This is a genomic window from Tritonibacter multivorans (assembly GCF_001458415.1).
In the GTDB taxonomy this organism is placed as follows: domain Bacteria; phylum Pseudomonadota; class Alphaproteobacteria; order Rhodobacterales; family Rhodobacteraceae; genus Epibacterium; species Epibacterium multivorans.
Map to the genome: position 1 here is coordinate 246,264 of NZ_CYSD01000037.1, position 26,281 is coordinate 272,544.

The 26,281-nt window shown below is 58.6% G+C and carries 27 protein-coding genes and 1 pseudogene; 8 read left to right on the top strand and 20 right to left on the bottom strand.

The genetic code is table 11. The annotated features are described in order from the left end of the window. The first annotated feature begins 7 nt into the window (after positions 1-7). From TRM7557_RS12210 to mutT, 3 genes are read left to right on the top strand one after another with little or no spacing between them, the layout of a single operon-like run. Positions 8-859 carry a peptidylprolyl isomerase gene (locus TRM7557_RS12210; RefSeq protein ID WP_058290487.1) on the top strand — a complete coding sequence of 284 codons (852 nt, stop codon included), beginning with the start codon at positions 8-10 and terminating at the stop codon, positions 857-859. A gap of 34 nt (positions 860-893) precedes the next feature. After that, positions 894-2,117 carry a bifunctional glutamate N-acetyltransferase/amino-acid acetyltransferase ArgJ gene (argJ, locus tag TRM7557_RS12215; RefSeq protein ID WP_058290488.1) on the top strand — a complete coding sequence of 408 codons (1,224 nt, stop codon included), beginning with the start codon at positions 894-896 and terminating at the stop codon, positions 2,115-2,117. After that, positions 2,114-2,512 carry an 8-oxo-dGTP diphosphatase MutT gene (gene mutT, locus TRM7557_RS12220; RefSeq protein ID WP_058290489.1) on the top strand — a complete coding sequence of 133 codons (399 nt, stop codon included), beginning with the start codon at positions 2,114-2,116 and terminating at the stop codon, positions 2,510-2,512. The genes argJ and mutT overlap by 4 nt, the downstream gene beginning before the upstream one ends. A gap of 435 nt (positions 2,513-2,947) precedes the next feature. Here the strand turns inward: mutT and infB are convergent, their stop codons facing one another. The 6 genes from infB to TRM7557_RS12250 form a co-directional block, all read right to left on the bottom strand. Further along, entirely contained in the window at positions 2,948-5,455 is a 2,508-nt protein-coding gene (gene infB / locus TRM7557_RS12225; RefSeq protein WP_058290490.1) for a translation initiation factor IF-2, read from the bottom strand. A gap of 8 nt (positions 5,456-5,463) precedes the next feature. Then, on the bottom strand, positions 5,464-6,081 hold the full coding sequence (locus TRM7557_RS12230; protein ID WP_058290491.1) for an RNA-binding protein: 618 nt from the start codon (positions 6,079-6,081) through the stop codon (positions 5,464-5,466). Positions 6,082-6,114: 33 nt separating this feature from the next. Beyond that, the gene (gene nusA / locus TRM7557_RS12235; protein ID WP_058290492.1) at positions 6,115-7,737 is read right to left on the bottom strand and encodes a transcription termination factor NusA; all 1,623 of its coding nucleotides are present in this window, start codon (positions 7,735-7,737) and stop codon (positions 6,115-6,117) included. Further along, entirely contained in the window at positions 7,737-8,351 is a 615-nt protein-coding gene (gene rimP, locus TRM7557_RS12240) for a ribosome maturation factor RimP (protein WP_058290493.1), read from the bottom strand. Before rimP ends, nusA begins: the two co-directional genes overlap by 1 nt. A gap of 157 nt (positions 8,352-8,508) precedes the next feature. Beyond that, positions 8,509-9,264: an anti-sigma factor family protein gene (locus tag TRM7557_RS12245; protein ID WP_058290494.1), complete on the bottom strand. Its 756-nt coding sequence runs from the start codon at positions 9,262-9,264 to the stop codon at positions 8,509-8,511. After that, a complete protein-coding gene (locus tag TRM7557_RS12250; protein WP_235811469.1) occupies positions 9,261-9,794 on the bottom strand; it encodes an RNA polymerase sigma factor in 534 nt (177 codons plus the stop codon). The genes TRM7557_RS12245 and TRM7557_RS12250 overlap by 4 nt, the downstream gene beginning before the upstream one ends. Before the next feature lie 74 nt (positions 9,795-9,868). Here TRM7557_RS12250 and TRM7557_RS12255 point away from each other — a divergent pair, with 74 nt between their 5' ends. Then, entirely contained in the window at positions 9,869-10,819 is a 951-nt protein-coding gene (locus TRM7557_RS12255; protein WP_082626603.1) for a c-type cytochrome, read from the top strand. Between the two features lie 32 nt (positions 10,820-10,851). On the opposite strand, the gene TRM7557_RS12260 is transcribed toward TRM7557_RS12255, so the two are convergent. Together TRM7557_RS12260 and pip are read right to left on the bottom strand one after the other, a co-directional pair. Beyond that, a complete protein-coding gene (locus TRM7557_RS12260; protein ID WP_058290495.1) occupies positions 10,852-11,694 on the bottom strand; it encodes an ABC transporter substrate-binding protein in 843 nt (280 codons plus the stop codon). Continuing rightward, on the bottom strand, positions 11,691-12,668 hold the full coding sequence (gene pip, locus TRM7557_RS12265) for a prolyl aminopeptidase (RefSeq protein ID WP_058290496.1): 978 nt from the start codon (positions 12,666-12,668) through the stop codon (positions 11,691-11,693). The genes TRM7557_RS12260 and pip overlap by 4 nt, the downstream gene beginning before the upstream one ends. A 50-nt stretch (positions 12,669-12,718) precedes the next feature. On the opposite strand from pip, the gene ubiG reads away from it, so the two are divergent. Further along, positions 12,719-13,465: a bifunctional 2-polyprenyl-6-hydroxyphenol methylase/3-demethylubiquinol 3-O-methyltransferase UbiG gene (gene ubiG / locus TRM7557_RS12270; protein WP_058290497.1), complete on the top strand. Its 747-nt coding sequence runs from the start codon at positions 12,719-12,721 to the stop codon at positions 13,463-13,465. A 251-nt stretch (positions 13,466-13,716) separates the two neighbouring features. Here the strand turns inward: ubiG and TRM7557_RS12275 are convergent, their stop codons facing one another. The 5 genes and pseudogenes from TRM7557_RS12275 to TRM7557_RS20425 form a co-directional block, all read right to left on the bottom strand. Beyond that, the gene (locus TRM7557_RS12275) at positions 13,717-14,157 is read right to left on the bottom strand and encodes a MarR family winged helix-turn-helix transcriptional regulator (RefSeq protein WP_058290498.1); all 441 of its coding nucleotides are present in this window, start codon (positions 14,155-14,157) and stop codon (positions 13,717-13,719) included. After that, complete coding sequence (locus TRM7557_RS12280; protein WP_058290499.1) at positions 14,157-14,987, bottom strand: carbon-nitrogen hydrolase family protein; 831 nt, start codon at positions 14,985-14,987, stop codon at positions 14,157-14,159. Before TRM7557_RS12280 ends, TRM7557_RS12275 begins: the two co-directional genes overlap by 1 nt. A gap of 4 nt (positions 14,988-14,991) precedes the next feature. Further along, positions 14,992-15,249, bottom strand: coding sequence for a glutaredoxin 3 (grxC, locus tag TRM7557_RS12285; protein WP_058290500.1), 258 nt, complete (start codon positions 15,247-15,249; stop codon positions 14,992-14,994). A gap of 72 nt (positions 15,250-15,321) precedes the next feature. Next, entirely contained in the window at positions 15,322-15,789 is a 468-nt protein-coding gene (locus TRM7557_RS20420) for a ComF family protein (protein ID WP_328586550.1), read from the bottom strand. Between the two features lie 78 nt (positions 15,790-15,867). Then, a pseudogene (locus TRM7557_RS20425) lies at positions 15,868-16,068 on the bottom strand (double zinc ribbon domain-containing protein); the annotation flags it as partial. 11 nt (positions 16,069-16,079) lie between these two features. Here TRM7557_RS20425 and TRM7557_RS12295 point away from each other — a divergent pair. Beyond that, positions 16,080-16,901 carry a methyltransferase domain-containing protein gene (locus TRM7557_RS12295; protein WP_058290501.1) on the top strand — a complete coding sequence of 274 codons (822 nt, stop codon included), beginning with the start codon at positions 16,080-16,082 and terminating at the stop codon, positions 16,899-16,901. A 109-nt stretch (positions 16,902-17,010) separates the two neighbouring features. After that, the gene (gene hemH / locus TRM7557_RS12300) at positions 17,011-18,072 is read left to right on the top strand and encodes a ferrochelatase (RefSeq protein WP_058290502.1); all 1,062 of its coding nucleotides are present in this window, start codon (positions 17,011-17,013) and stop codon (positions 18,070-18,072) included. Positions 18,073-18,211: 139 nt separating this feature from the next. Here hemH and TRM7557_RS12305 read toward each other — a convergent pair whose 3' ends face one another. Beyond that, entirely contained in the window at positions 18,212-18,394 is a 183-nt protein-coding gene (locus TRM7557_RS12305) for a hypothetical protein (RefSeq protein ID WP_058290726.1), read from the bottom strand. Between the two features lie 137 nt (positions 18,395-18,531). After that, positions 18,532-19,152, bottom strand: a complete 621-nt coding sequence (locus tag TRM7557_RS12310) for a L,D-transpeptidase (protein WP_058290727.1) — start codon at positions 19,150-19,152, stop codon at positions 18,532-18,534. Positions 19,153-19,316: 164 nt separating this feature from the next. Between TRM7557_RS12310 and dalA the strand changes: the two genes are divergently transcribed. Beyond that, positions 19,317-19,814: a divisome-associated lipoprotein DalA gene (gene dalA / locus TRM7557_RS12315; protein ID WP_058290503.1), complete on the top strand. Its 498-nt coding sequence runs from the start codon at positions 19,317-19,319 to the stop codon at positions 19,812-19,814. Positions 19,815-19,886: 72 nt separating this feature from the next. Here dalA and TRM7557_RS12320 read toward each other — a convergent pair whose 3' ends face one another. The 5 genes from TRM7557_RS12320 to TRM7557_RS12340 all read right to left on the bottom strand — a co-directional run bounded on the left by TRM7557_RS12320 (position 19,887) and on the right by TRM7557_RS12340 (position 26,269). Further along, entirely contained in the window at positions 19,887-20,396 is a 510-nt protein-coding gene (locus tag TRM7557_RS12320) for a L,D-transpeptidase family protein (protein WP_058290728.1), read from the bottom strand. A gap of 67 nt (positions 20,397-20,463) precedes the next feature. Next, positions 20,464-21,267 carry an ion transporter gene (locus tag TRM7557_RS12325; protein WP_058290504.1) on the bottom strand — a complete coding sequence of 268 codons (804 nt, stop codon included), beginning with the start codon at positions 21,265-21,267 and terminating at the stop codon, positions 20,464-20,466. A gap of 19 nt (positions 21,268-21,286) precedes the next feature. After that, the gene (locus tag TRM7557_RS12330; RefSeq protein WP_058290505.1) at positions 21,287-22,534 is read right to left on the bottom strand and encodes a class I SAM-dependent RNA methyltransferase; all 1,248 of its coding nucleotides are present in this window, start codon (positions 22,532-22,534) and stop codon (positions 21,287-21,289) included. Between the two features lie 40 nt (positions 22,535-22,574). Next, complete coding sequence (locus TRM7557_RS12335; RefSeq protein WP_058290506.1) at positions 22,575-24,434, bottom strand: ABC transporter ATP-binding protein; 1,860 nt, start codon at positions 24,432-24,434, stop codon at positions 22,575-22,577. After that, positions 24,431-26,269, bottom strand: a complete 1,839-nt coding sequence (locus TRM7557_RS12340) for an ABC transporter ATP-binding protein (protein ID WP_058290507.1) — start codon at positions 26,267-26,269, stop codon at positions 24,431-24,433. The genes TRM7557_RS12335 and TRM7557_RS12340 overlap by 4 nt, the downstream gene beginning before the upstream one ends. Positions 26,270-26,281: the final 12 nt, after the last annotated feature.

Here is a 26,281-nt window from a genome sequence, read left to right on the forward strand (position 1 = left end):
GCATTCCATGCTGAAAGGTCTCACTTTTTTGCCAGCCGCCGCATTTGCATTCGGGCTGGCATTCGCCACCGGCGCAAACGCTGACCACCATGCCAACACTGTCGTGGCCAAGATCAATGGCGAAGAGATCACCATCGGTCACATGATCGTGGCCCGCATGAGCCTGCCGGATCAGTACAAGGAATTGCCCGACGACGTTCTGTTCAACGCGCTTCTGGACCAGATGATCCAGCAAACGGTGCTGAAACAGCAGCTGCACGGCGAAGTTCCGACCCAAGTCAAACTGCGTCTGGACAATGAGTCCCGCGGCTTGCTGGCGGCAACCGTCATCGAAGGCATCATGGAAACCGGTCGCGAAGAATCGCTGGTGCGCGAGGCCTATGAAGCGCGCTATTCCACCGGCGATGGCGGCGATGAGTTCAACGCATCGCACATCTTGGTTGAAACTGAAGAACGCGCCAATGAAATCAAGGCAGAGGCTGAAACCGGTCTCGATTTCGCAACGCTTGCCAAAGAATACTCCACCGGCCCGTCCGGCCCCAATGGCGGACAACTGGGTTGGTTTGGCACAGGTCGCATGGTCCCTGAATTTGAGGCAGCCGTTGTGGAAATGCAGCCCGGCGACATTTCCAAACCCGTTGAAACCCAGTTCGGCTGGCACGTGATCCGCCTCAACGATCGCCGCAAGATCTCTGCCCCGGAGTTTGATGAGGTCAAAGAGCAGATCGCGCAGGAACTGGCCATTCAGGCCGTCGAAGATCGCGTGAACCAGCTGACCGCCGACGCCGACATTCAGCGCCCCGAGATCGAAGATTTTGACCCCGCCGTCCTGCGCGACGGCAGCTTGGTCCGCGACTAAGCCTTCCAAAAGCGCCCAAAAAGAGACCCTAACCATGGCTACTTTGCCCGTTTCCCCGCTTGCGCCCGCGCAATTCCCAGATCTGCCCCAGATCGGCGGCGTGCGCTTTGCCACCGCAGCCGCTGGTGTGAAATACCAAAACAGAACAGACGTCATGCTCGCGGTGATGGACCCTGGCACATCCATCGCTGGTGTATTCACGCGCTCTGCCACCCGATCTGCGCCGGTTCTGGATTGTCAGGCCAAGCTTGGCGGCGACCCCGAACCGGGAGCGGCCATTCTGGTGAACTCTGGTAACTCCAACGCCTTTACTGGCCACTATGGTCAAACCTCGGTGTCCGAAATCACCCGCACTGTCGCGTATGTGACCGGGCTGCCGCAGGAACGTGTTTTCACCGCGTCCACTGGCGTGATTGGTGAACCCCTGCCCCACGAGCGCATTACCGCAAAGATCGAGGAGCTGAACGGCACGCTGGCACCTGACGCGATCGAGGCCGCAGCCGAGGCAATCATGACCACCGACACTTTCGCGAAAGGCGCGGAAGCCACCGTGGAAATCGGCGGTAAAACAGTCTCTATTGCGGGGATTGCCAAAGGGTCGGGCATGATTGCGCCTGATATGGCCACCATGCTGGTCTATATCTTCACCGATGCGCATTACGAACAGGACGCGCTGCAGGCGCTGTTGTCCGGGTTGAACGAGCAGACCTTCAACTGCATCACCGTGGACAGCGACACCTCGACCTCGGATAGTCTGATGGTGGCGGCCACGGGTGCGGCAGGTGTTGACGCCACCGACAACGAAAGCTTCCAGCGCGCATTGTGGTATGTGATGCGCCAACTGTCACATCAGGTGGTGCGCGACGGCGAAGGTGCCACGAAATTCGTAGAAATCCAAATCACCGGCGCCGCGTCCAACGCCGACGCCAAAGTGCACGGAATGGCCATCGCCAACTCTCCATTGGTGAAAACCGCAATTGCGGGCGAAGATCCCAACTGGGGCCGCGTGGTAATGGCGATTGGCAAATCCGGCGCTGCAGCCGACCGCGATCTTCTGTCGATTTCCTTCGGCGATGTGCTGGTTGCAGAAAAAGGTTGGGTTGCCCCGACCTACAAAGAAGAAGACGGCGCCGCGGAAATGAAGAAACAGGACATCACCCTCAAGGTGGACCTTGGCCTTGGCGACGGGGCCTCTACCGTTTGGACCTGTGACCTGACCCATCAATACATCACCATCAACGCGGATTATCGCTCATGAAAATGGTTCTGGTTTCAGCCGTGGCGCTGATTGATGCTGATGGCCGCATTTTGCTGGCACAACGCCCCGAGGGCAAATCCATGGCCGGTCTGTGGGAATTCCCAGGTGGCAAAGTCGAACCCGGCGAAACCCCCGAAGTTGCACTGATCCGCGAACTGGAAGAAGAGCTTGGCATCAATACATGGGAAAGCTGTCTTGCGCCGCTGACCTTTGCCAGCCATGCCTATGATGATTTCCATTTGCTCATGCCACTTTTTGCCTGCCGGAAATGGGAAGGCATTCCCCAAGCGCGGGAAGGGCAGGTTTTGAAATGGGTCAAACCGCAGGATTTGCGCGATTACCCAATGCCGCCAGCGGATATTCCACTGATCCCGATTTTGCGCGACTGGTTGTAAAATCGAAGGCACGCCATCAATCAAAAAAATGCGCAGCCACTCGTATTTAACGCGGGTGGCTGTTTTTTGCGCGTTTTTGCCGGTTTGCATCCTGTCTGTTGACCGGTTTGAAAATTTCTAGGAACCTTTTGTTAACCCTATTGGCGAAAACTTGATCCAAGCGACAGACGAGCTGGGATCGCCAGCCAGAAATGTCGTCAGGCCACGGATTGGCCTTGGTCATTGAGGGACAGACTAAGACTGTGGAATTACCCCCGCCTGAGAATTTTTTCAATCTCAGCGCGGATATGCCCACTCACTCACGAACGGGTACTGAAGGGAGGCAATCATCTGATTGCCTCCTTTTTTGGTTTTTGCTGTTGTCGAAAATCATCTGCCCAAAAACAAAAAAACCCCGGCCAAAAGCCGGGGTTTTCTGATGTATCGTCACAGCGATTAGTCCAGCGTACGCTTGACTTCCTCGCGCTCGAAAATCTCGATCACGTCGCCTGCGCGGATATCGTCGTAGTTCTCGAACGCCATACCGCATTCCTGACCAGACTGAACCTCGGCCACTTCGTCTTTGAAGCGCTTCAGGGTCTTCAGCGTGCCTTCGTGGATCACCACGTTGTCGCGCAGCAGGCGGACACCTGCGGAACGACGCGCCACACCTTCGGTGACCAGACAGCCCGCAACCTTGCCGACGTTGGACACTTTGAAGACGTCCTTGATGTTCGCGTAACCGATGAAGTTCTCTTTGATTTCCGCAGAGAGCAGACCGGAAGCAGCCGCCTTCACGTCATCCACGAGGTCATAGATCACCGAGTAGTACCGGATCTCCACGCCCTTTTGGTTGGCGGTGTTACGCGCCGAAGTGTTGGCACGGACGTTAAAGCCCATGACCGGTGCACCGGAGGCTTCAGCCAGACCAATGTCAGTCTCGGTGATCGCACCAACGCCAGAGTGCAGAACGCGCACGCGCACTTCGTTGTTGCCGATTTTTTCCATCGCCTGAACGATCGCTTCGGCAGAACCCTGCACGTCCGCTTTGACCAGGATCGGCAGTTCGGAGACGTTTTCGTCTTCTTTTGCCTTCTGCATCAGCTGTTCCAGCGTGGTCGCGGCACCCGCTGCGGCCCGTTTGTCCTTGGCCGCGTTCTCACGGTATTCCGCAATCTCACGTGCCTGGGCTTCGGTCTCGGTCACGTTCAGAACGTCGCCTGCTTCGGGCGTGCCGTTCAGACCCAGAACCTCAACCGGAACAGAAGGACCAGCTTCTTTGACGCGTTCGCCCTTGTCATTGATCAGCGCACGGACCTTACCGTACTGCTCACCCACAACGAAGATGTCGCCTTGGCGCAGCGTGCCGTTCTGAACCAGAACGGTCGCAACCGGACCACGACCCACGTCAAGCTGAGCCTCGATCACAGCACCTTGTGCGGCGCGGGACGGGTTGGCTTTCAGTTCCAGAATTTCCGCCTGCAGCGCGATGGCTTCCAGCAGTTCATCCAGACCCTGACCGGTGTGCGCGGAAACTTCGACGTCCTGCACTTCACCAGACATGGCTTCCACGATCACTTCGTGCTGCAGCAGTTCTGCACGGACCTTGTTCGGGTCTGCGGCGGGCTTGTCGCATTTGTTGATCGCCACGATCATCGGCACTCCGGCCGCTTTTGCGTGGTTAATCGCTTCAACGGTCTGCGGCATGACCGAGTCATCCGCCGCCACAACCAGAACCACGATGTCCGTGACCTGTGCACCACGGGAGCGCATGGAGGTAAAGGCCGCGTGGCCCGGCGTATCAAGGAACGACAGCAGCGCGCCGCTTTCGGTTTTCACCTGATACGCACCGATGTGCTGGGTGATGCCGCCGGCTTCGCCTGCCACAACCCGCGCATTACGGATCGCGTCGAGGATCGAGGTCTTACCGTGGTCAACGTGGCCCATGATGGTGATCACAGGTGCGCGCGGCTTCAGGTCTTCATCCTTGTCTTCGACGTCCTGAATGACGTCTTCAACGTCGGAGTCGGAAACACGGGTGACCTTGTGGCCGAACTCTTCGATGATCAGTTCCGCGGTGTCCGCGTCGATGGTCTGGTTCTGTGTCACCATCATGCCCATTTGCATGAGAGATTTCACAACATCAGCCACACGTTCCGCCATACGGTTCGCCAGCTCAGAGACCAGGATGGCCTCGGGCAGCTGAACGTCACGGATAACCTTTTCACGCTCAACGGTGCCCATTGCCTTTTGGCGGGCGCGTTCCTGCTTGCGGCGCATGGACGCAACAGAGCGCTGACGACCACCTTCGCCACCGGTCGCCTGACCCAGTGTCAGCTTGCCAGAGCGGCGGCCTTCGTCGCGGCCTTTGCCACCACGGCCACGCTCTTCGCGGTCGCGGTCGGTTTTGCGCGGGGTTGCAGCGCCGGTTTTGCTTGGCGTGGGACGCGAAGACGGGGCAGCAGCGCTGGGTGCGCTGGCGGTCTTCTCGGACTTCGCAGCTGCAGCTTTTTCAGCCGCAGCACGTTTGGCTGCCTCTTCGGCTTCCTTGCGCTTGCGCTCTTCCTCTGCGGCCTTGGCACGGGCACGTTCTTCAGCTTCACGCTGTTCACGTTCCTTGGCTTCGGCTTCGGCACGGCGGCGCTCACGCTCGGCGGCGCGGGCTTTTTCTTCAGCTTCGCGCTGTGCAGCTTCTTCGGCCTCGCGGGCCTTTGCAGCCTGCAGCGCCTTCATGCGGCGTGCGAGTTCCGCATCCGAAATGCCTGCCGGGCGCCGGGACGCGTCCCCGCCAGCGGCAGAACCAGCACCGCCCTTGGCTGTGCTCGGTTTGGAAACGACACGCTTGCGCTTGTGCTCAACCGCGACGCTTTTGGTGCGTCCGTGGCTGAAGCTCTGTTTTACGTTCCCAGACCGGGCGCCGCCACCGCGGACACCCAGTGTCTTTTTGCCGTCACTATCGCTCATAAAGCTACTTATCCTTCCGTGCGGCCGTTGCCGCCCATTTCCCGCAAACCCTGCAATCGCTGGGCTTCCTCTACAACACGTTGGCTGAGTCCACCAGAGGAGAGCGCGGCATGTATGACAGTTTCCCGCCCAAATGCCTGCCCAAGCTCATCTGCTGTCAGCCAGCCGATGTATTTTCCTCGGTGGGGCGTGCTCAATTTCGACTTCCCGCGACCAGAGCCATCTGTGGCCTGAATCAAAACACGGGCTTCTTCCTTGATCAGCCAGTCTTTCACTTTCTCGTAGCCCGCGACCGCGTCGCCGGACTTCCGGGCCAGAGAGATCAGATCCACCACGCGCTTCAGCACCTGGCGTTCGACCTCTTCCACCAGCCCATCCGGGACCACGACCTGCGCCTTGAAGCCGCGCGCGAAGAGTTTCTTCTTCACGGCCATCTCAAGCGCCTCGCGGGTGGAGGTGACATAGACACCACGCCCCGGCAGCTTACCCATGACGTCAGGAAACACCTGCGCGTCCGGGCCCAATACAAAACGGATCAGCCCGGCTTTGGGCTGGGTCTCGCCTGTCGCAAGACACTTCCGTTCCGGGCCATCGGCCCGATCTTTAGCTGCGCCACCGCGTGCCATTCACTTAACTCCAGCAGAGGAGAGGTCTGAAACTCAGACCTCGCCTTCTTCATCGCCCTCAACTGCGTCGAGGTCTTCTTCTTCATTGGCTGTCAGCTCTTCGGGGTCGACCCAACCCAGCAGGACGCGGGCGGTCATAACCATGGTCTGAGCATCTTCCAGAGACACGTCGAAAGGCTCCAGGATACCGTCATCCTTTACGCGTTCGCCGTTTTGGGTGGTCCAGCCACCAGCCAGTTCCCAATCCGCGCAGGTCGCGAAGTCATCCAGCGTTTTCACGCCGTCCTTGGCCAGTGCTTCCACCATCTGGGGTGTCAGACCGTCAAAGTCAATGAGGCTGTCTTCGGCACCCAACGCACGGGCTGCATCCAGCGCAGCTTTGGCTTGTGCTTCAAGGTAGTCACGGGCACGGGCCTGCAGTTCCTGCGCGGTGCCTTCGTCAACACCGTCAATGACCAGCAGCTCGTCCAGTTCGACATAGGCAACCTCATCAAGGTTGGTGAACCCTTCAGAGACCAGAAGCTGGGCAAAGAATTCATCCAGATCCAGCGTGTCCATGAACAGTTTGGTGCAAGCCTCAAACTCTTTCTGGCGACGGGCGCTTTCTTCTTCCTCGGTCATGATGTCGATGTCGAGCGCGGTCAGCTGGGATGCCAGACGCACGTTCTGACCCCGGCGACCGATCGCCAGCGACAGCTGCTCGTCAGGAACCACAACTTCGATTTTGCCCGCTTCGTCGTCCAGAACAACCTTGGAGACTTCTGCAGGCTGCAGCGCGTTCACCAGGAAGGTCGGCTGATCTTCGTTCCACGGGATAATGTCGATCTTCTCGCCCTGCAACTCGTTCACAACGGCCTGCACGCGAGAGCCGCGCATACCAACACAGGCACCAACCGGGTCGATGGAATTGTCAAAGGACACAACCGCGATCTTCGCGCGCGAACCCGGGTCACGGGCCACGGCTTTGATCTCGATAATACCGTCATAGATTTCCGGCACTTCCATCTTGAACAGCTCGGCCATGAATTCCGGTGCGGTACGCGACAGGAAGATCTGCGGACCACGGGGTTCGCGGCGCACGTCTTTGATATAGCAGCGAATACGGTCGTTCGGGCGGTAGCTTTCGCGGCCGATTTTCTCGTTGCGGCGCAGGATCGCTTCGCCGGAGCCGACGTCAACGATGACGTTGCCGTATTCTTCGCGCTTCACGACACCGTTGATAATGGTGCCGTTGCGGTCTTTAAACTCGTTGTACTGGCGGTCACGCTCGGCTTCGCGCACCTTTTGCAGGATCACCTGCTTGGCGGATTGCGCGGCGATACGGCCCATATCGACAGGGGGTACTTCGTCCACAATGGTGTCACCCACGGTCGGGTTTTCCATGTACTGTTTGGCCTGCGCGACAGTCAGCTCTGCCTGATAGTTTTCCAGCTCTTCGTCCTCGACCACGGTACGCACGCGGGTAAAGGTCGCCTTGCCGGTTTTGCGGTCGATGGAGACACGGATGTCCATCTCAGCGCCGTAACGGGACTTCGCCGCACGCGCCAGAGATTCTTCCATCGCTTCGACCACCAGACCGGGGTCGATCATCTTTTCACGCGCCACGGCTTCAGCGGTTTGCAACAGCTCCAGCTGGTTTGCAGAGGTAATCGCCATTACTTCTTCTCCTCTTCGGCCCCTTCGGGGGTCTCTTCGGCGGACCCTTCGGTCTCGATTTCGTCAAAGGCGTCTTCGTTCAACGTGCCAGCCGCCTTGCGCTGGTTGAGCATTTCTTTGATCAGCTCGTCGGTCAGCACCAGCTTTGCATCGCTCAGCCAGTCGAATTTCAGACCGATGGTCACTTCTTCGCCCTGATCTTCAATATTGATCAGAACTTCGTCTTCTTCGACGCCCGCCAGTTCACCTTTGAAACGGCGGCGCCCTCCCACCAGCTCGGTTGTCTCCAGCTTGGCTTCATAGCCTTCGAACATGTCGAAGTCCTTGAGGCGCGTCAGGGGACGGTCGATGCCGGGGCTGGACACTTCCAGCGCATAGGCGTCAAGAATCGGGTCTTCCACGTCGAGAACCGCGCTCACCTCATTGGAGATTTTTGCACAGTCATCGACTTCAATACCGCCATTGGGACGGTCTGCCATGATCTGCAGCGTGGTGGTTTTGCCGGACATCAGCCGGATCCGAACCAACTCATAGCCCAGATCCTCGATCACCGGGGTGATGATCTCGGCCAGGCGCTGGTCGATTGCGGCTTTGGCGATCAGGTCATTGGTCATCAGAGTTCCAAACACAAAAAAACGGGCTCGCGGCCCGTCGAATAATTCCGGTGGTGCCCCGAACCTTAAGCCCGACGCGCCGCTGTTGAGAGGGGATATACGCCTCGCCCCCCTAATTTGCAAGCCTTTCGTGCAGCCGACATTGGCCGACCTACCTTTAGCCTTGCTGCAACTGGGCGCGAAAGGCTTCGGCATAGGCGCGCGTCAGGGCCGGGTCGTCCCCACCGATCACCAAATAGCCGACACCGTCGACGATCCAGGACGAGGCCGCCAGACCTTCGGCGATCTGATCCTTCATCGCGCGTGCCTCGGCCCCAGATCCAATCACGCAAAGCGCAAAGGGAACCCCGCCGTCATCCAGATAAGCCATCTGCATCAGCGGCTTGCCATTGTAGCTGAGGATCTGCGCCCGTTTGAAATCGAGCCCCTGAACATCGGTCGCAGCAACCAGATCAACGCCAATGCGATCCTCAAACCCGGCCAAGGTGGCATCTGTCTGTTCCGGTGCCTGGAACTTCCCAGCCAGCGTCTCTGTCGCATAGAGCGCCTGATACGAGGCCACCGCAGCAATCCAGCCAGATTTCTGCGCCACCACAGGCGCAGGCGTATCGGGTTTGAAGCTATAGCCGCCCAGCGCACCGATTCCCAAAGCCAGCACAACAGACGCAGCCATAGCCATCGGCTGAATCCAAGTTTGCGCAGGCAGGTCTGGCGCGGTCGGAGGCGCCAAACCCTCCACGGCAAAGGCTGCGCGAATATCATCTACCGGAATCACCAGCCTCTCGAGCCGCGCGACCAGTTGCGCATCAGACAGCAGGGCCGCATCAATGCGCGCAGACAGATCCCCTTCGGCTTCCCCATCCAGGAAAGCCGTCAGATCTTCGTCCGAAAATGTCTCATGCGCCTGCGTCATGTTCCGGTCTCCGTTACGGACAACTCTGTTGCGATCCGTTTTCTCGCGGCCGCCAGTCGGCTCATTACCGTACCAATGGGAATGTCCAACATGTCAGCCGCTTCGCGATAGGTGAGCCCTTCAACATAGACAAGCAGCACCACCACGCGCTGTCCTTCGGGAAGAGCCCCTATCTTAGCAAACACCTCACGATGGAAAATATTCGTTTCTGCATCCACGCCGGTGTCAGGTAATTCTGTTTCCTCGAGCGGAACAAGCCCCGTGCCCTGCCGCACCGCCTGGGCCCGCAGCTCGTTCAGCCACAGCCGGTGTGCCATGGTGAAAAGCCAGCGATCCAGATGCGTACCCGCTTGATAACTTTCGTGTTTTTCCAGTGCCCGCAGACATGTGGCCTGCGCCAGATCATCCGCGCGGTCACGTCGTCCGGTCTGCACCAAACAGAACCGCCAGAGCCGCGGATAGAGCGGGCCAATACCCGCGCGGATCTCTGCCAGAGCTGATTTTTTCAAAAAACCAAGAATAAATTTCACTCCAGCGGTGTTTCAATGGTTCAGGGTGCACGCGATTCACGCGCCAATGTAGACAGTAGGAGGAAGGAAGCAATATGCTCAACCGTTTGTTTCACGGGATGACCGCAGTCGCCACCGTATTTGCCTTATCACAGGCCGCGCAGGCCGCAGATTGGACGCTGGATGGAGAGACATCCCATCTCGCTTATGGCTCTATCAAGAAAAACAGCGTGGGCGAGGTGAACAGCTTTACCTCCCTCTCCGGCAACCTCAGCAGCGATGGCATGCTGTCGGTGTCGATCAACCTTCCCAGCCTCGAGACCTTTATCGACATCCGCAATGAACGGATGCAGGAGTTTGTCTTTCAAAACACCCCCACAGCCACGTTAAGCGGTCAGGTTGATATGGCCAAAGTCGCCGCCTTGCCGGTCGGCGGCACAATGCTTACCGATCTGGCGGCAACCCTTAGTCTGCTGGGCAAGGACATCCCGCTGGAGACCGAAGTTTTTGTTGCCCGCCTGTCCGAAACCCAAGTTCTGGCGGTGACCAATGACATGCTGTTCCTGAACGCCGAAGACGCAGGCCTGAACGCCGGTGTCGACAAGCTGAAAGAGGTCGCGAAACTCGACAGCATCACCCGCACTGTGCCGGTGACCGCGCGCATGGTCTTTACCGCCACTGGCGATCAGGCCGCTGCGCCCAGCGCCGCGACGGCAACCGCAACGACGGTTGCCTCCGCAGGCGATGCCGCCAGGGGCAAGAAAGTCTTCCGCAAATGCAGTGCTTGTCACAAGCTCGATGCGGGCAAGAACGGCGCAGGTCCCACCCTATACGGGATCATGGGGGCACAGTCCGCATCTGTCGAAGGGTTCAAATACTCCAAAGCCTTTCAGGCAGCCAATCTGACCTGGACGCCGGACACCATGGCGGCTTTCCTGAAAGATCCCAAAGGCACCGTACCGAAAAACCGCATGGCGTTTAACGGGCTGAAAAAGGACGAAGATATTCAGAACCTGATCTCCTATTTGCAGGAAGAAACGCAGTAAGTTCTGACAAAAACCGGGTCTGACCGTCTGGGTCAGACCACCCACCAACGTTCGGCAATACGCCCATCATCCAAGGGTGCGTTCTGGGCAATACGGCCGGGCATCCCAATGGTCGAAGCCGCAGCCAGCGCCATCTCTGCCTCGTCAGGATGATACAGGAACGTACCCCGCCTGCGCAGCCCATCAGCGTCCGGCAAAGCCACCACATCCACATAGCCATCACGCAGCGCCTCGGCGCGGACGGTGGCATCCGGGATGACGACAACTTCTATTGTGTCGACCCAACCAGCTGTGCCGTCCTTATAATGTTCCGCCACACGCTGTGCGCGGAAACTGCGCCCATCCTGCGCCCGCTCCACATGATAAAGGCCGGTGCCATTCAGCGCGGACAAATCCTTGGGCATGTCACCCTGCGGGGTGATCCAACAGGCCGATTGTGCCAACAGGAAAGGAAACTGCGGGTTGCCTTCGTGCAGGGTAACCGACACTCGGTTGTGTCCATCGCAGGAGACTTCCTGGAGAAAGCCGGTTTCGAAATGACCTAAAAGGGATGCAGCCACATCCTGCGCGGTCAGAGCCTGGCCACTGTGAAATACGGCATCTTCGCGCAGGTCAAATGTCCAGATACGCGCGTCCTCATCACTGTTCCACGCCAGCGCCAATTCGGGACGCAACACACCGTCCGGGCCGATCTCGGTCAGTTGATCCAGAACAGAGGCACGCGCCACCTGTTCGAGCACTCCGCCTTCGCGCGGAACCGCGATGCGCAAGGCGCCGCCACGACGCGGGGTCTGGGCAAAAGCGCCGCCGGTTGCCGCCAGCAACGCAGCCGCCGCACCAGACGCAAAGAGCGCACGACGATCAAGCCGCTTCATACCAGCTCTCCTGCGATTTCATCCATCGCACGGACCAGTTCCGCACTGATTCCGGGTTCCGACAGCGCATGACCCGCGTTGCGCACCATCTGAAGGCGCGATTTTGGCCAGGCCTGATGCAAGCGATAGGCCGACACAGGCGGGCAAATCATATCATACCGCCCCTGCACGATCACACCGGGGATATGGGCAATCCGCTCCATATTGGCGAGGATCTGACCATCCATATGCAGGAAACCCTTGTTGACGAAGTAGTGATTCTCAAGACGCGCAAACGCGCGAGCATATTCGCCGGGGCTGGACCCGGAAATCCCGTTCGAATGCACCGACGCCAGCGCGTTCTCCCAGCCTGACCAGATGCGGCCAAAGAAGACCTCTTCTTCATGGTCGCCCGAAAACAGACGACGGTTGTAAGCCGCAATCATGTCATCGCGTTCTTCCACCGGCACCGGGTCACAGAACCGCGCCCAGGCTTCGGGCCAGAAATTCCCCGCGCCCCCCGCATAGAACCAATCAAGCTCGGCCTGAGTCATCAGGAACACGCCGCGCAACACCATATGGGACACATGCGCAGGGTGGGTTTGGGCATACAGCAGCGCCAAGGTCGCCCCCCAGCTGCCGCCAAACAGGCTCCATTTGTCGATTCCCAGCGCTTCGCGGATCAACTCCATATCCGCAATCAGGTGCCAGGTGCTATTGTCCTCGCAGGAAGCATAGGGGCGCGACCGGCCGCAACCACGCTGGTCAAACAGGATGATGCGATACACCTTGGGATCAAAATACCGGCGCATGGCCGGGCTTGACCCACCGCCGGGCCCACCATGGCAGACAATGACAGGCCACCCCTCGGGGTTGCCGCATTGTTCCACATAAATCGAGTGCCCCTGCCCCACATCCATCATCCGCTGGTCGAAAGGTTCCAGCGGGGGATAAAGAAACTGCACTGCGCGCTTTTGATCCGAGTATTTGTCCATTACTGACCTAGATTATATCTCGACCTACAACAAAGCATACGGAGACAGGAATGCAAGCGCCTCAATCCACGGTGGACCCTTCGGAAATCGCAAAGTTCGAAGCCATGGCCGCCGAATGGTGGGACCCAAACGGGAAATTCAAGCCTCTGCATATGCTGAACCCCTGCCGTCTGGATTATATCACCCAGCAGATCGCTGCTGAATTTGACCGCGATCTTTCCGAGACTGCCCCTTTTTCGGGCCTGCGGATCCTCGATATTGGCTGCGGTGGTGGCCTGCTGAGCGAACCAATGGCGCGTCTCGGCGCTGAGGTCGTTGGCGCAGACGCCGCCGAAGGCAACCTGCCCGTGGCCCGAATCCATGCGGAACAATCCGGCCTGACCATCGATTACCGCCACACCACAGCCGAAGCCATGGCCGAAGCCGGCGAACAATTCGATGTGGTTCTGAACATGGAAGTCGTCGAACATGTCGCCGACCCCTTGGCCTATCTGACCGCAACCCAGCAATTGCTGAAGCCGGGCGGTTTGCAGATCTGCTCTACGATCAACCGCAACCCCAAAAGCTATGCCATGGCGATTTTTGGGGCCGAAGTGGTCATGCGCTGGCTGCCGCGCGGCACCCATGAATGGAACAAGTTCATCACACCAGATGAGCTGTTTGACCTTCTTGGCAAGGCTGGGCTGGCTCCGGTGGACCGGAAGGGGTTCGTGTTCAACCCGATTTTGTGGAGCTGGTCCATTTCGGCCAAAGACCTGAGCGTGAACTATGTGACCGCGAGCACCAAACCGGCCTAGCCCGTTTCTGCGGGGTTGAGGGACACGACCTATCCTTTGGTATAGGTCGATCCATACCTTCGCTCGATTGAGCCTGCCGGACGGGGCGCATAGCTTCGACAAAACGGCGAATAAATCGAAATACAGCCAAATGGCCTGCCCATGCGGCGAAGGGGTACGGATCTCACTCACGCCACTCACGGATCTGTAGGGAAGGAAGCGGCGCACTGCGCCGCTCTTTTCTTTTTAGGCCCAATTAGAGCCTGAAAAGCTTACTCTTCCGATCCCAGTTTGACGCGCAGTTCACGCAAAATGGGCAAAGCCGCTTTGACCCGGTCCGCGCCCAGTTCGTCCACCAGATCTGAAATGATTGGCACAATGCTTGCAAGCGCCGCATCGCGGGCCTGTTTGCCCGCCGGGCTGATCGCCACCATCTTGCGCCGCGCATCATCCCAATCGGGGCGGACATGAACATATCCTGCCACTTCCAGCTTGTTGATCGTATTGGTCATTGCACCGCGCGTCACATGAAAGGTTGATGCCAACTGCGCCGGTGAGCGTTCCAGCCCAGCGCGTGCCAAATGGTTCAGGACGGAAAAATGCGACAGCTCCATGCCCTTGGGCAAAGCCTTGCCCAGACGCGACCGCGCCAGCTGGTCGGCCATAAGAATTTCACTGAAAAGAGAAATGGCGAGAGAATGGGTTTCGTCCATCAGGGTCCGTCAAACTCCCGGTCGTGGGTTAGCGAAGGAATACGTGCCCGGGCTTTGTCTACGTCATTGAGGTTGAGGTCAACGAAGCGAATGCCCACCTCCTGCTCTGAATCCGACAAAACCTCGCCCCAAGGAGAAATTGCGAGCGCATGACCATAGGTGCTTCGGGGTTTGCCCCGGCTCAACCGATGTGATCCGGTTTGTGCTGCGGCCAGAACATAGCAGCCCGTCTCAATGGCGCGTGCCTTCAGCAGGCTGTGCCAATGCGCAGCCCCTGTCGCAGGCGAGAAAGCCGCTGGAACGGTCAAAATCTGCGCCCCCGCCTGTGCCAGACGTCGATAAAGCTGCGGAAATCGCACGTCATAACAAATGCTAAGCCCCAGAACGCCAAAAGGCGTTCGTGTCACAACGGCGCGGTCACCTGGCCTGTAGCCCGCAGATTCGCGGTAGGTCTCTGTTTCGGAAACCGCGACGTCGAACATATGGATCTTGTCATATCGCGCTGCGATCTCACCTTCCGGTGTGATCAGGAATTGCCGATTGGCAAACCGCCCATCCGCATCTCGGGTCTTGAGCGCCAAAGACCCGATCGACAGCCAAACCCCAAGGCGCGCGGCTGTGTCTCGCAAACCAGCGAGCGTCGGATCATCCTCTTCCAGACACAGCACATCCTGCTGGTGACTGCGGCTGGTCGACAGGCAATTTGTGACCTCGGGCGTCAGCACGAACCCTGCGCCACCTGCGGCGGCCTCGGCCATCATGGCTTTGACCGTCCTCAGGTTCTCTTCGGGGTGATCCGAAGAGCAGATCTGCAGCAGGGCTGTGCGCAACGCTTTAGGCCGCCAGAAGCGGGTCGAGCTGCCCTGCGCGATCCAGCGCGTAAAGGTCGTCGCAACCGCCAACATGGGTTTCGCCAATGAAAATCTGCGGCACGGTATAGCCACCGTTCGCCCGCTCGATCATCTCGGCCTTGCGGTCCGGTTCCGCCCGTATGTCGATTTCGGAAAAGCTCACGCCTTTCTGATTCAGCAGTCGTTTAGCCGCGTGGCAAAAGCCGCAGAGCGGCGATGTGTAAATCTCGACGGGTTTCATCCGTGTCTCCAAGCCGTTTAAGTTCATACTCCTGCGGGATTTGGGCCTGCGGATCAAGTATTGCTAGGCCATTCACACCCCCGTGAAGCCACCATTGACCCGTGCGAGCACCAAAACCTGCACATCACGTGCACCTTCTGCCTGACAAGCCGCTGTACAGGCCCGCAAAGTGGCGCCACTGGTCATGACATCATCGATCAGAACGACCTTGCGTCCCTGCAGACGCGAGGCCTGCCGCGGATTGGCGCGGATGACACCAGAGAGGATGTTTTGCCGATCCGCGCGCGATTTGTGATCCAGCGCGGGTGTCTTCTTGGATCGCAGCAGCGCATCCGGGCAGCAGTCCCAATTTCCGCGCAACGCCAAAGCCTGCGCCAGCAGGGCCGCCTGATTATACCCACGGCGCAAAAGTCGCGACCAATGCAAAGGAACCGGCACCAAAAGCGGGTCATCCCGCAGCAGATCCCGCCCGGCCTTCTGTAACCAACCTGCCGCCGGGCGGGCAAGGTCGGTACGATCGCCATGTTTGAAGGCAAGCACCAACCGCCTGCCCTGTCCGCCATAGGCCAGCGCGGCGCGCCCCCTGCTCCACGGTGGTGGATCTGCCAGGCACCCATCACATAGGTTTCGCTCTCCGTCCGGGGCGTAACCTGGCAATGCACATCCGCAGGAATCGCAGGCGGCCCCTGAAATAAACTCTGTCTCGGCCCAGCAATGGCCACAAAGTCCAAAGTCATCCTGCACCTGCGCACCGCAACTGACGCAGGCAGAGGGGTAAATCAGTGAAACTGCTGTTTGAAACTGTTGTCGCAACATCATAACTACGTCCCATGACACAAGAGATGCCCCGGATCTTTGATCGCGAGACCTTGATTGCCCGACGTGCCCGCAGAAAACGCGAGGCCCTGTTTCTTCACGACTTGGCCCGCGATGAGGTCGAGGATCGGCTGCAATTCGTTAAGAGGTCGTTTACCAACCCTGTAATTGTCGCGCCTTTTGCGGAGGTCTGGGAGGGGCTCTTGCCCAGCGCCAAGATCACCGGCGATCAGGACCTGCTGGATCTGGAAGAAGGCGCCCATGATCTGGTTGTCCATGCGATGGGCCTTCACTGGGCCAATGACCCGGTGGGGCAGTTGATCCAGTGCCGCCGCGCGCTGCGGGAAGACGGGCTATTGCTGGTCGTCACCCTGGGCGGTCAAACCCTCCACGAGCTGCGCGCAAGCCTGGCCGAAGCGGAAACCTATGTGTCCGGCGGGCTGTCCCCGCGCGTGGCCCCGATGGGGGAAATCCGGGATCTGGGTGCCTTGCTGCAACGGGCGGGCTTTGCGCTGCCCGTTGCGGACCTTGTGCCCATGACGGCGCAGTATCGTGACCTGAAGCACCTTATGCACGAACTGCGCGACATGGGCGAAACCAATGCGATGGCCGACCGGTTGCGCCGCCCGACCCCACGCGCCGTATTTGAACTGGCCGAACATATCTACCGACAGAACTTTGAAACCGAAAATGGCCGTCTGGCAGCCACGTTCGAGCTGGTCTGCCTGACCGGTTGGACCCCATCCGAAAGCCAACCGCAGCCCCTGCGCCCCGGATCCGCCAAAATGCGGCTGGCCGAGGCCCTGAAGGTTCCTGAAACCAAATTGCCAGAATAACGCGAAAATAAGCTGCGCTTATCGTCGCAACAACATGATCCAATTGGCCCCTTTTCGCGTAACCCTTTAGGCTTTGGCCAAATCATCTGACGCTCGACAGGACATCCCCATGCTGGACGCACGCAAAACCGCCACCTGCCCTCATCACGCGCCGAAAGACCACCCGGCCGTAAAACCTGCGAAAGTGGGCATCCTGCTGGCCAACCTCGGCACGCCTGACGACTATAGCTATTGGCCCATGCGCCGCTATCTGAGCGAATTTCTGTCCGACCAACGGGTGATCGACTATCCGCGTTGGAAATGGCAGCCTTTGCTGCAGCTGATCATTCTGTCCAAACGTCCCTTCAGCTCGGGCGCGGCCTACAAATCGATCTGGAACCACGACAAGGGCGAAAGCCCGCTGATGACGCTGACCAAGGATCAGACCGCCAAAATGACCGAAGCACTGACCGCCAAATATGGCGATCAGGTCATGGTCGATTTCTGCATGCGCTATGGCAACCCGTCGACGAAATCCAAGGTCGATGCGATGATCGAGGCAGGCTGCCAGAAGATCCTCTTTGTGCCGCTGTATCCGCACTACGCAGGCGCAACCTCGGCCACGGCCAATGACGAATTCTTCCGCGCCTTGATGGAGGCAACCTGGCAACCGGCCGCACGCACAATCGAGCCCTATTTCGACCAGCCCGAATATATCGACGCGCTCGCCAATTCGGTTGAGGAAGCCTATGCGTCGGCAGAAAAGAAGCCGGACGTTCTGGTCTGCTCCTACCACGGGATGCCAAAGCGCTATCTGATGCAGGGCGACCCCTATCACTGCCAGTGCCAGAAGACGACGCGCCTCTTGAAGGAACGTTTGGGATGGGACGACACCCAGATTCTCACCACGTTCCAGTCCGTCTTTGGCCCGGAAGAATGGCTGCGCCCCTATACGGTCGAGCACGTGGCAGAACTGGCCAAACAGGGGAAAAAGAACATTGCGGTGATTGCGCCTGCATTCTCGGCGGATTGCATTGAAACGCTCGAAGAGATCCAGGAAGAGATCCACGAAGCCTTCGAAGAGGCTGGGGGGGAAAGTTTTCTATATATTCCCTGTTTGAACGATCGCGATGACCATATCGCCGCTCTGACCCGAGTCGTGGCGCAAAACCTGAAAGGTTGGCTGGACTGATTCGTTCGCTGATTCCCGGCGCGGCGTCCAATTTGGGGGCCGCGCACTGGCTGCATCAGGTTCCAACCAAATCCTGCGGGCACCAAAAAAGGCGGCTGATTGCTCAGCCGCCTTTTCTGTATTCTTAGTATAGCAACGATTAGTTGCTTGCAGCAGCAGCAGCTACAACAACCAGCAGCAGCAGGGGCAGCAGGATACCATCGGAAGAACCAGCTGCTTCTTCGATGATAACCGGTGCTTCAACTACCGGCTCTGCCAGAGAACCTGCGGAAGCGGCGGAAGCAGCACCAACCAGAGCGGCTGCGAGAACGAGTTTTTTCATATTAACCTCCAGAATCAGCGCAAACCACACCTGTGGTCACGCACCCAAGACTTACCTCGTGGTTTTTTCTAACCAGCAAAATCCCGGAATTGCAATCAGTTGTTAAGTTACAGGCGGGGTCGTGCCCCCCCCTGTGGTTAAATAAGCAACACCTGTGTTCCTACTTTAGCCAACCCAAAAAGCTCTTCGATATGTTCATTATAAAGACCAATACAGCCGTTCGAAGAGCGCCGCCCGATCTTGCGCGTGTCGTGGGTTCCGTGAATCCGGTAGTACTGCCAGCTTAGGTAGAGCGCATGGGTGCCAAGCGGATTGTCGGGGCCGGGCGGGATATACTCCGGCCACTCCGGGTTGCGTTTGCGCATCGACGGGGTCGGTGCCCAGCCGGGGCCTTCGACCTTGCGAATGATCTCCGTCCGGCCGCGTCGGGTCAGATCCTCGGTCAGTGGCACCGACGAGGGGAACAGCTTGTAGGTTGTCTCATCCTCGGACCAGTAGTGCAGCGCCCGGCTGTCGAGATCGACAAGGATCGCACCACGTTTCAGATGATCAAAATAGGGGCGCCAGTCTTTGGAGCGAAAGGCCGAGATATTGCGTGTCACCGGCGGCTCCGGCTCCGGCGGCGGACGCAGCGGATCATAGACGGGTGCTTCAGCGTCGGCCGTTTCGTCCTGGGCCAGCGCCGGGCTGGCCAGCACGGCACCAGTGGCCGCAAGAAAGCGCCGACGTGAAAGCGATTTGAAAGTTTGGTTTGTCATGACAAGCATTGTCCTGCAGGAGGCATATTCATGCCCGCTACTTTATGGCGCGAAAGCCGCAGTCGCAATTCAATCCCTCGACCTCGTGGCATTGTGACCTGCGCTAGTTTGCCATTCCGCAACAGGGCCGCTAAAGCAAGCAAGCAGTCCATTTTAGGTGACCGATGACCCGTGTATTCCTTTCTCTGGCGGCAATGGCCTTTCTGGCCCTCGCAGCATGTACCACAACTGGCAACGACGGAACTTCGTTTGGCTCCGGGGTCTATAAGATCCGCAACCCCGACAAAGTTCAGTTTCGCATGTTGGATTCGGTCAATGCACTGCGTCAGGCTGGTGGCAAAGCGCCGCTACAGCTGAACGCCGAACTTAACGCTGCCGCAGCCACTCACTCTAAAGACATGGCGCTGCAGAACCGCCCCTGGCACTTTGGCTCGGATGGCTCTTCGCCGCTCGACCGGGTGACACGCGCGGGATACAGCGGCACCGTACTGGGCGAAACCATCTCGGAAAGCTACGAGAACGAGGTGCAAACCCTGACCGCTTGGATGGAAGACAGCAGCACCCGCGCCGTCCTGATGGATGCCAAGGCTGTGAACATGGGCTTTTCCTGGTTTCAGGAAGAAAACGGCAAGATCTGGTGGACCCTGATCACCGCCAATTAAAGCCCACCCTGAAATTCCGAACACGAAAAAGCGCCCTTTGAGGCGCTTTTTTAATGGCAGAGCGGTCGTCCGTTAGGGGCGCAGGGTAATCACCGTGCCATTGCGCACCATTGCGTAGATTTCTTCCATCTCGGCATTTTTCACTGCAATGCAGCCTGCGGTCCAATCCTCAACCCGCTCTGCACGGCGACGGTGTTTGCTGTTGTTGGGCTGACCGTGGATGAAGATATCACCGCCCGGACGTTTCCCCAGCGCCCGTGCCTGCGCGCGGTCGCGGGCATTTGGGTACGAAATCCCCAGGGACAAATGATAGTTGCTCTCGGGATTGCGGCGGTTGATCACATAAGTGCCTTCGGGCGTGCGACCATCCCCTTCGATCCGTTTGTGGCCCGCAGGCGCGAACCCCAAATCCACACGGTAACTGCGCAAGATCTCCTCATTGTTGAGGAGATACATCTTGCGTGCCCCTTTGTTTACGACAATCGCCGTGACCTCTGGGCCGTCATAGCCCGTCGCCCCATGTGAACACCCTGCCAAACCAAAAGAGGCCGAAAGCCCCAAGGCGAAACTGCGTCTCTGCATCACTGCAACCATCTTGCCTGAATTGCTTTTTTTCAGCATTAGATCAAACTTGGTTAACAAATCGTAATCACTTTTTCGTCGTCTCACGAGACCCGGCTTCCGTTGCATTATGCGCAACAAGCCGTTGTTCAATCGCCTCAAGACGCGCCAGAACCTCGTCTCGGTAGGCATCGGTGCGTTCATGTTCGTCCTCGGAATGGGCATCCTGCATGGAATTCACAATCAGGCCCACAAGCAGGTTCACCACCGCAAATGTGGTGACCATGATAAAGGGCACGAAGAACAACCAGGCGTAGGGGTAGACCTCCATGACCGGGCGCACGATCCCCATGGACCAGCTTTCCAACGTCATGATCTGGAACAGCGAATATGCGCTTTTCCCAAGGGTTCCGAACCATTCGGGGAAGCTGCTGGCAAACAATTTGGTCGATATCACCGACGCAATGTAGAAAATGATCGCCATCAGCAGAAAGACCGAGGCCATGCCCGGAAGCGCGGTGATAAAGCCTTCGACCACGCGGCGCAGGCGGGGGGCCACGGAAATGACGCGCAGAACCCGCAGAATGCGCAGCGCCCGCAGGACCGACAAGCCCTGCGCGGCAGGGATCAGGGCAATACCGACGATCACGAAATCAAAAATGTTCCAGCCGCCCCGGAAAAACTTCAGCCGGTAAACGGACAGTTTCGCCAGGATTTCAGCAACAAAAACCGCCAGGCACAGATTGTCGATCAACAAAATCACGCTGCCAAACCGTGCCATGACCTCTTTAGAAGTCTCTAACCCAAGCGTAACCGCATTGATCAGAATGATCGCAGTGATGATGCGCCCGAAACGCTCACTTTCAAGCACAGCTTTGAGTGTGTTCATCATGGGTCTGCCCGGGCCTCTCTCAGGTGTTCTTGGTGAAATTTGCAACCAGTTCGGCATGGCCGGACCAGCGGAATTGGTCGACCACCTGAACCCAGTTAAGTGCGTATCCCGCAGTGACAAGGGTTGCGGCGTCGCGAGCAAAAGTCACCGGGTTGCAGGACACATAGGCAATGACCGGGGTGCCTGCCTGGGCAAGTTCAGCCACCTGTGCCTCGGCTCCGGCGCGCGGCGGGTCAATCACGGCGGCCTCATAGGGTGCGCCAAAGGGGTTCAGATCTTCGGGAAGAAGCGGATTGCGGAACAGATCACGCGTTTGAGCCGTAACTTTTTTAAGCCCCTGCGCCTGCCGCCAGCCCTGATCCAATGCGGCGATCATCTCGGACTCGCCCTCCAGCGCCCAAACCTCGGCTTTCTCCGCCAAAGGCAGGGTGAAGGTGCCGCAGCCTGCAAACAGGTCAACAACGCGTTTGGCGTCACCGACGATTTCTTTCACGGCGGCCACCAGCGCGGCTTCGCCTTCGTGGGTGGCCTGCAGGAAGCTGCCGGCAGGCGGGCAAACGTGACCTTTGCCAAAGGCCTGGGTCGGCGGCTGTTCCATGCCGACGGGTTCGTCATCCCAAGTCAGACGCGCCAATTTATGTTTGCCCATGACTTGTGCCAATTCAACACGCAGCTGACCATCCAGTGGCTTGCCACCGCGCACCATCACCTCCAATCCGACTTCGGACTGTGTGAGTGTCACCGACAGCTCGCCTTTGCGGCTACCGCCGGTCAGCGCCAGTTCTTCGGTCATCGGAATGGCTGAACGGATCTCGGGCAGCAACAACTGGCAGTCGGGAATTTCGGTAATCACACCGGACGCACGCCCATGAAAACCGGCCATTGCGCCTTTTTTGGTGCGGCGCACCGACAGGGTGGCACGGCGGCGCGATTGCGCAGGCGACGTCTGGATGGCACGGAAGTCAGTCTCGAGCCCCTGCGCCTGCAGCGCACGGCGGACAAATTCCACCTTCCAGTCGGCAACAAAGCCATCACTTGCGTGCTGCAACTGGCAACCGCCACAGGCTTTGTAGTGGCGGCAGGGCGCGGCGACGCGGTCCTCGCTCGGGGTTTCCACCCGAATATCGGTCAGGTTCTGCCCCTGAAGCACACCGCTGACCTCTTCGCCCGGCAGGGTCCGCGGGGCAAAGATGGGTCCATCGGCGATGCCGTCACCTTGATGGCCAAGGCGGGAGATTACGTGGCGGGTACGAGCTGCGTCTGTCATGCCCGTCCCATACCCCGCCTTCACATTTCCTGAAAGGTCCCTATTCCGCTGCCTCGGCGGATTTTGTCCCTTCATCGTCTTCTGTGCGAATAAATCCACCGGATTGACGCGACCAGAACTGCGCGTAGCGCCCGTCTTGGGCCAGAAGCGCCTCGTGGGTGCCTTCTTCGACGATGCGGCCCTGGTCCATCACAATGATGCGGTCCATTTCGGCCAGCGTCGACAGACGGTGCGCAATAGCCAGCACGGTCTTACCTTCCATCACCCGGCCCAGCGCGGACTGAATCGCCGCCTCAACTTCGGAATCCAGCGCCGAGGTCGCCTCGTCCAACACAAGAATCGGAGCGTCTTTCAAAATGGCACGGGCCAAAGCAATACGTTGCCGCTGACCACCCGACAGTTTCACACCACGCTCCCCCAGATGCGCCGCATAGCCTTCGCGCCCCTGCCCGTCGCGCAGATCCTTGATGAAGCCATGTGCCTCCGCCTGCTCTGCTGCCGCCAACAGGTCGTCTTCTGAGGCATCAGGACGGCCATAAAGGATGTTTTCGCGGGCAGATCGGTTGAACATCGCTGTTTCCTGCGTGACCATACCAATCTGACGCCGCAGACTGTCCTGTGTCACACGTGAAATATCCTGATCATCGATCAGAATACGCCCCTCTTCCGTCTCATAGAGCCGCAAAAGCAGGGAAACGAGCGTGGACTTGCCAGCACCAGACGCACCAACAATCCCCAGTTTTTCACCGGGCGCAACACGCAGCGAAATGCCCTGCACACCGCCGACGTCGCGCCCATAGGCAAAGCCCAATCCATCAAAGGTTATCGCGCCTTTGGGCACCTCCAGCGTGCGCGCTTCATCTGCGTCTTCCACACGTTCAGGGCGGGTCAGGGTTTTCATCCCGTTTTCAATTTCACCGACGTTGGAATAGATCGCCATCAGGGTGAAGCTCACCCAGCCCGTCATCTGCGCCACCCGGATCGCCACAGCGCCAGCAGCGACAATGTCCCCTTCGGTTGCAGCACCCGTTTGCCAAAGGAATAGCGTTGCGCCAATAAGCAGAACCGGCAGCAGCCCCGCAAGGCTCATTAGGCAGAAGCGGAAACTGGCAGACAGATACCCAAATTCCAGCGCGCGTTCGCGGAAAGTGACCATCGCCGCCTGGGCGGCCTGCTCTTCGTGGTCGGCGTGCGCAAATAGTTTCACCGTTTTGATGTTGGTGATCGAATCCACCACCTGCCCGGTGATGTTCGCCCGCGCCCCTGCCCGCGCGGCGGACCGTTTTCGTACGCGCGGGAGAAACCAGCGGATCAGCGCAAAATAGGCGATCAGCCAGACACCGAACAACAGCGTGATCCGCAGGTCCACCGCCCCGAGCAAGATCAACGCCCCAGCCAGCGACGCCAGTGCAAAGGCCACGACATTGATGACCTCGGTCACAACGGATGCCATGGCGTTGGCGGTCTGCATCTGCTTTTGGGCGATGCGTCCCGCAAAATCATCATCGAAGAATGTCACCGACTGACCAAGGGTCCACCGGTTCAGGCGCGCATTGACCATTGGGCCTATATTAGGGCCTACAATGATCGCATTACCTGCCGCGGACAGGCCGAACAACACCGGTCGAATCAGCAAAAAGAACGCCAAAGCGCCAAAGACGACGGCCATATTGCCGGGTGCAAAGAACTGCTCTGGACCGCTGGAAATCGCGGTGTCGATGACCAATCCCAGAATATAGGCTGTTCCGGCTTCCATCCCGCCGGCAAGGGCCGAAAAAACAACGGCCACTGCCAGCATCGGCCAAGCCCCTGACAGGCACCAACGCATAAAAGCACCCAAGGTATTTGGCGGCGGTCCCTCCGCCGGGCGAAACGCGTCGATCAAATAGCCGATTTTCATTCTGCTGCCTCTACATTGAGGAACCCACCAGATTGGCGGGCCCAGAAAGAAGCATATAGGCCTTCTTTTGCCAAAAGCGCCTCATGCGTGCCCTCTTCGACGATTTTTCCCTGATCCAGCACAAGGATACGGTCCATTTGCGCAATCGTGGACAGTCTGTGAGCAATCGCAATCACGGTTTTGCCCTCCATCATCCCATAAAGGGTTTCCTGAATCGCGGCCTCCACTTCGGAATCCAGCGCCGAGGTCGCCTCGTCCAGAACAAGGATCGGTGCATCTTTCAGGATCACCCGTGCAAGTGTCACGCGTTGGCGCTGCCCGCCAGACAGTTTCACGCCACGCTCGCCCACATGGGCATCATAGCCCTCGCGCGCTTGCGGATCCGCGAGATCCAGAATGAACTCATGTGCATGGGCCTTTTCAGCCGCTGCAATCATTTCGGCTTCGCTGGCATCAGGACGGCCATACAGCAGATTGTCACGCACCGACCGGTGCAAAAGCGCGCTGTCCTGCTGCACCATGCCAATATGGCTGCGCAAGCTGTCCTGCGTCACGCCCGCAATGTCCTGACCATCAATCAGAATTTGACCCTTTTCAGCGTCGTAAAACCGCAAGAGCAGCTTCACCAGCGTCGATTTCCCGGCACCAGAGCGGCCAATCAGCCCGACCTTTTCACCCGCGTGGATGGTCAGAGTCAGATCATCAATGCCACCCGCCCCGCGCCCATAGTGGTGGGACAGCTTCTCAAACCGGATTTCGCCCTTGTTCAACTGCAAAGGCGCGGCATTGGCGGCATCCACCAGATCAACCGGCTGCGCAATCGTCTCCATCCCTTCGGCCACAACACCAAGCTGGCGGAAGAACGTGGTCAGCGCCCACATGATCCAGCCTGTCATCGCATTGAGGCGCAGCGTCAGCGCTGTCGCAGCGGCCACCACACCAACCGACGCGCTGCCCTGCATCCACAAGGCAATGCCCCAACCAACAACCCCGACAATCAGCACCCCATTCAACGCGACCAGCACCCCGTCCATAACCGTGAAAATCCGCATTTCCTTCTGGAAGGTCTGGCGCGAGGTCTCGATCGCCTCTTTGGCGTAGTCCAATTCGTGACTGTGGTGGGCAAACATCTTGACCGAGTGAATATTGGAATAGCTGTCCACCACGCGCCCGGTCACGGTCGACCGCGCATCAGACGCAGCTTGACTGGCAGGCCCGACCCGCTTCACCGTCCAGGAGGTCAACAGCCCATAAAGCACGAACCAGATGGCCAGCGGCACCAATAGGCGCGGATCCGCCGCCCACAAGAGCACCCCCGCCCCGATCAGATAGGCCAGCGCAAAGGTGATCGCGTCAAAGATCTGAAACACCACCTCGCCTGCCGCCGGTGGGGTCTGCATGATCCGGTTGGCGATGCGGCCTGCAAAATCATTTTCAAACCAGCCAACCGACTGCCGCAGAACATGTTTATGGGCGCGCCAACGGATCAGCGTCCCAAAGTTCGGCAGGATCGTATTGTTCAACAACAGCACGTCCAAGACCTGTAAAATGGGCCGTAGGATCAAGATGAACGCGGCCATCAGCATCAATTCCGTGCCATGCTCTGCCCAGACCTGATCGGGCGGTCCAACCAGAATATCGACGACACGGCCCATGTAGGAAATCAGCCCGATCTCTACCGCGGCCACAATCACCGACATGACCGCAGTGAGCCAGAACACACGGTGGAACGGCTCTGCATAGGTCAGCAGAAAGGGCCAAAGACGCGTTGGCGGGCGGTCGACCTCGGGATAGTCGCAATAGGGGTCAACAAGGTTTTCGAAGAAGCGAAACATGCGGGTGCTCCA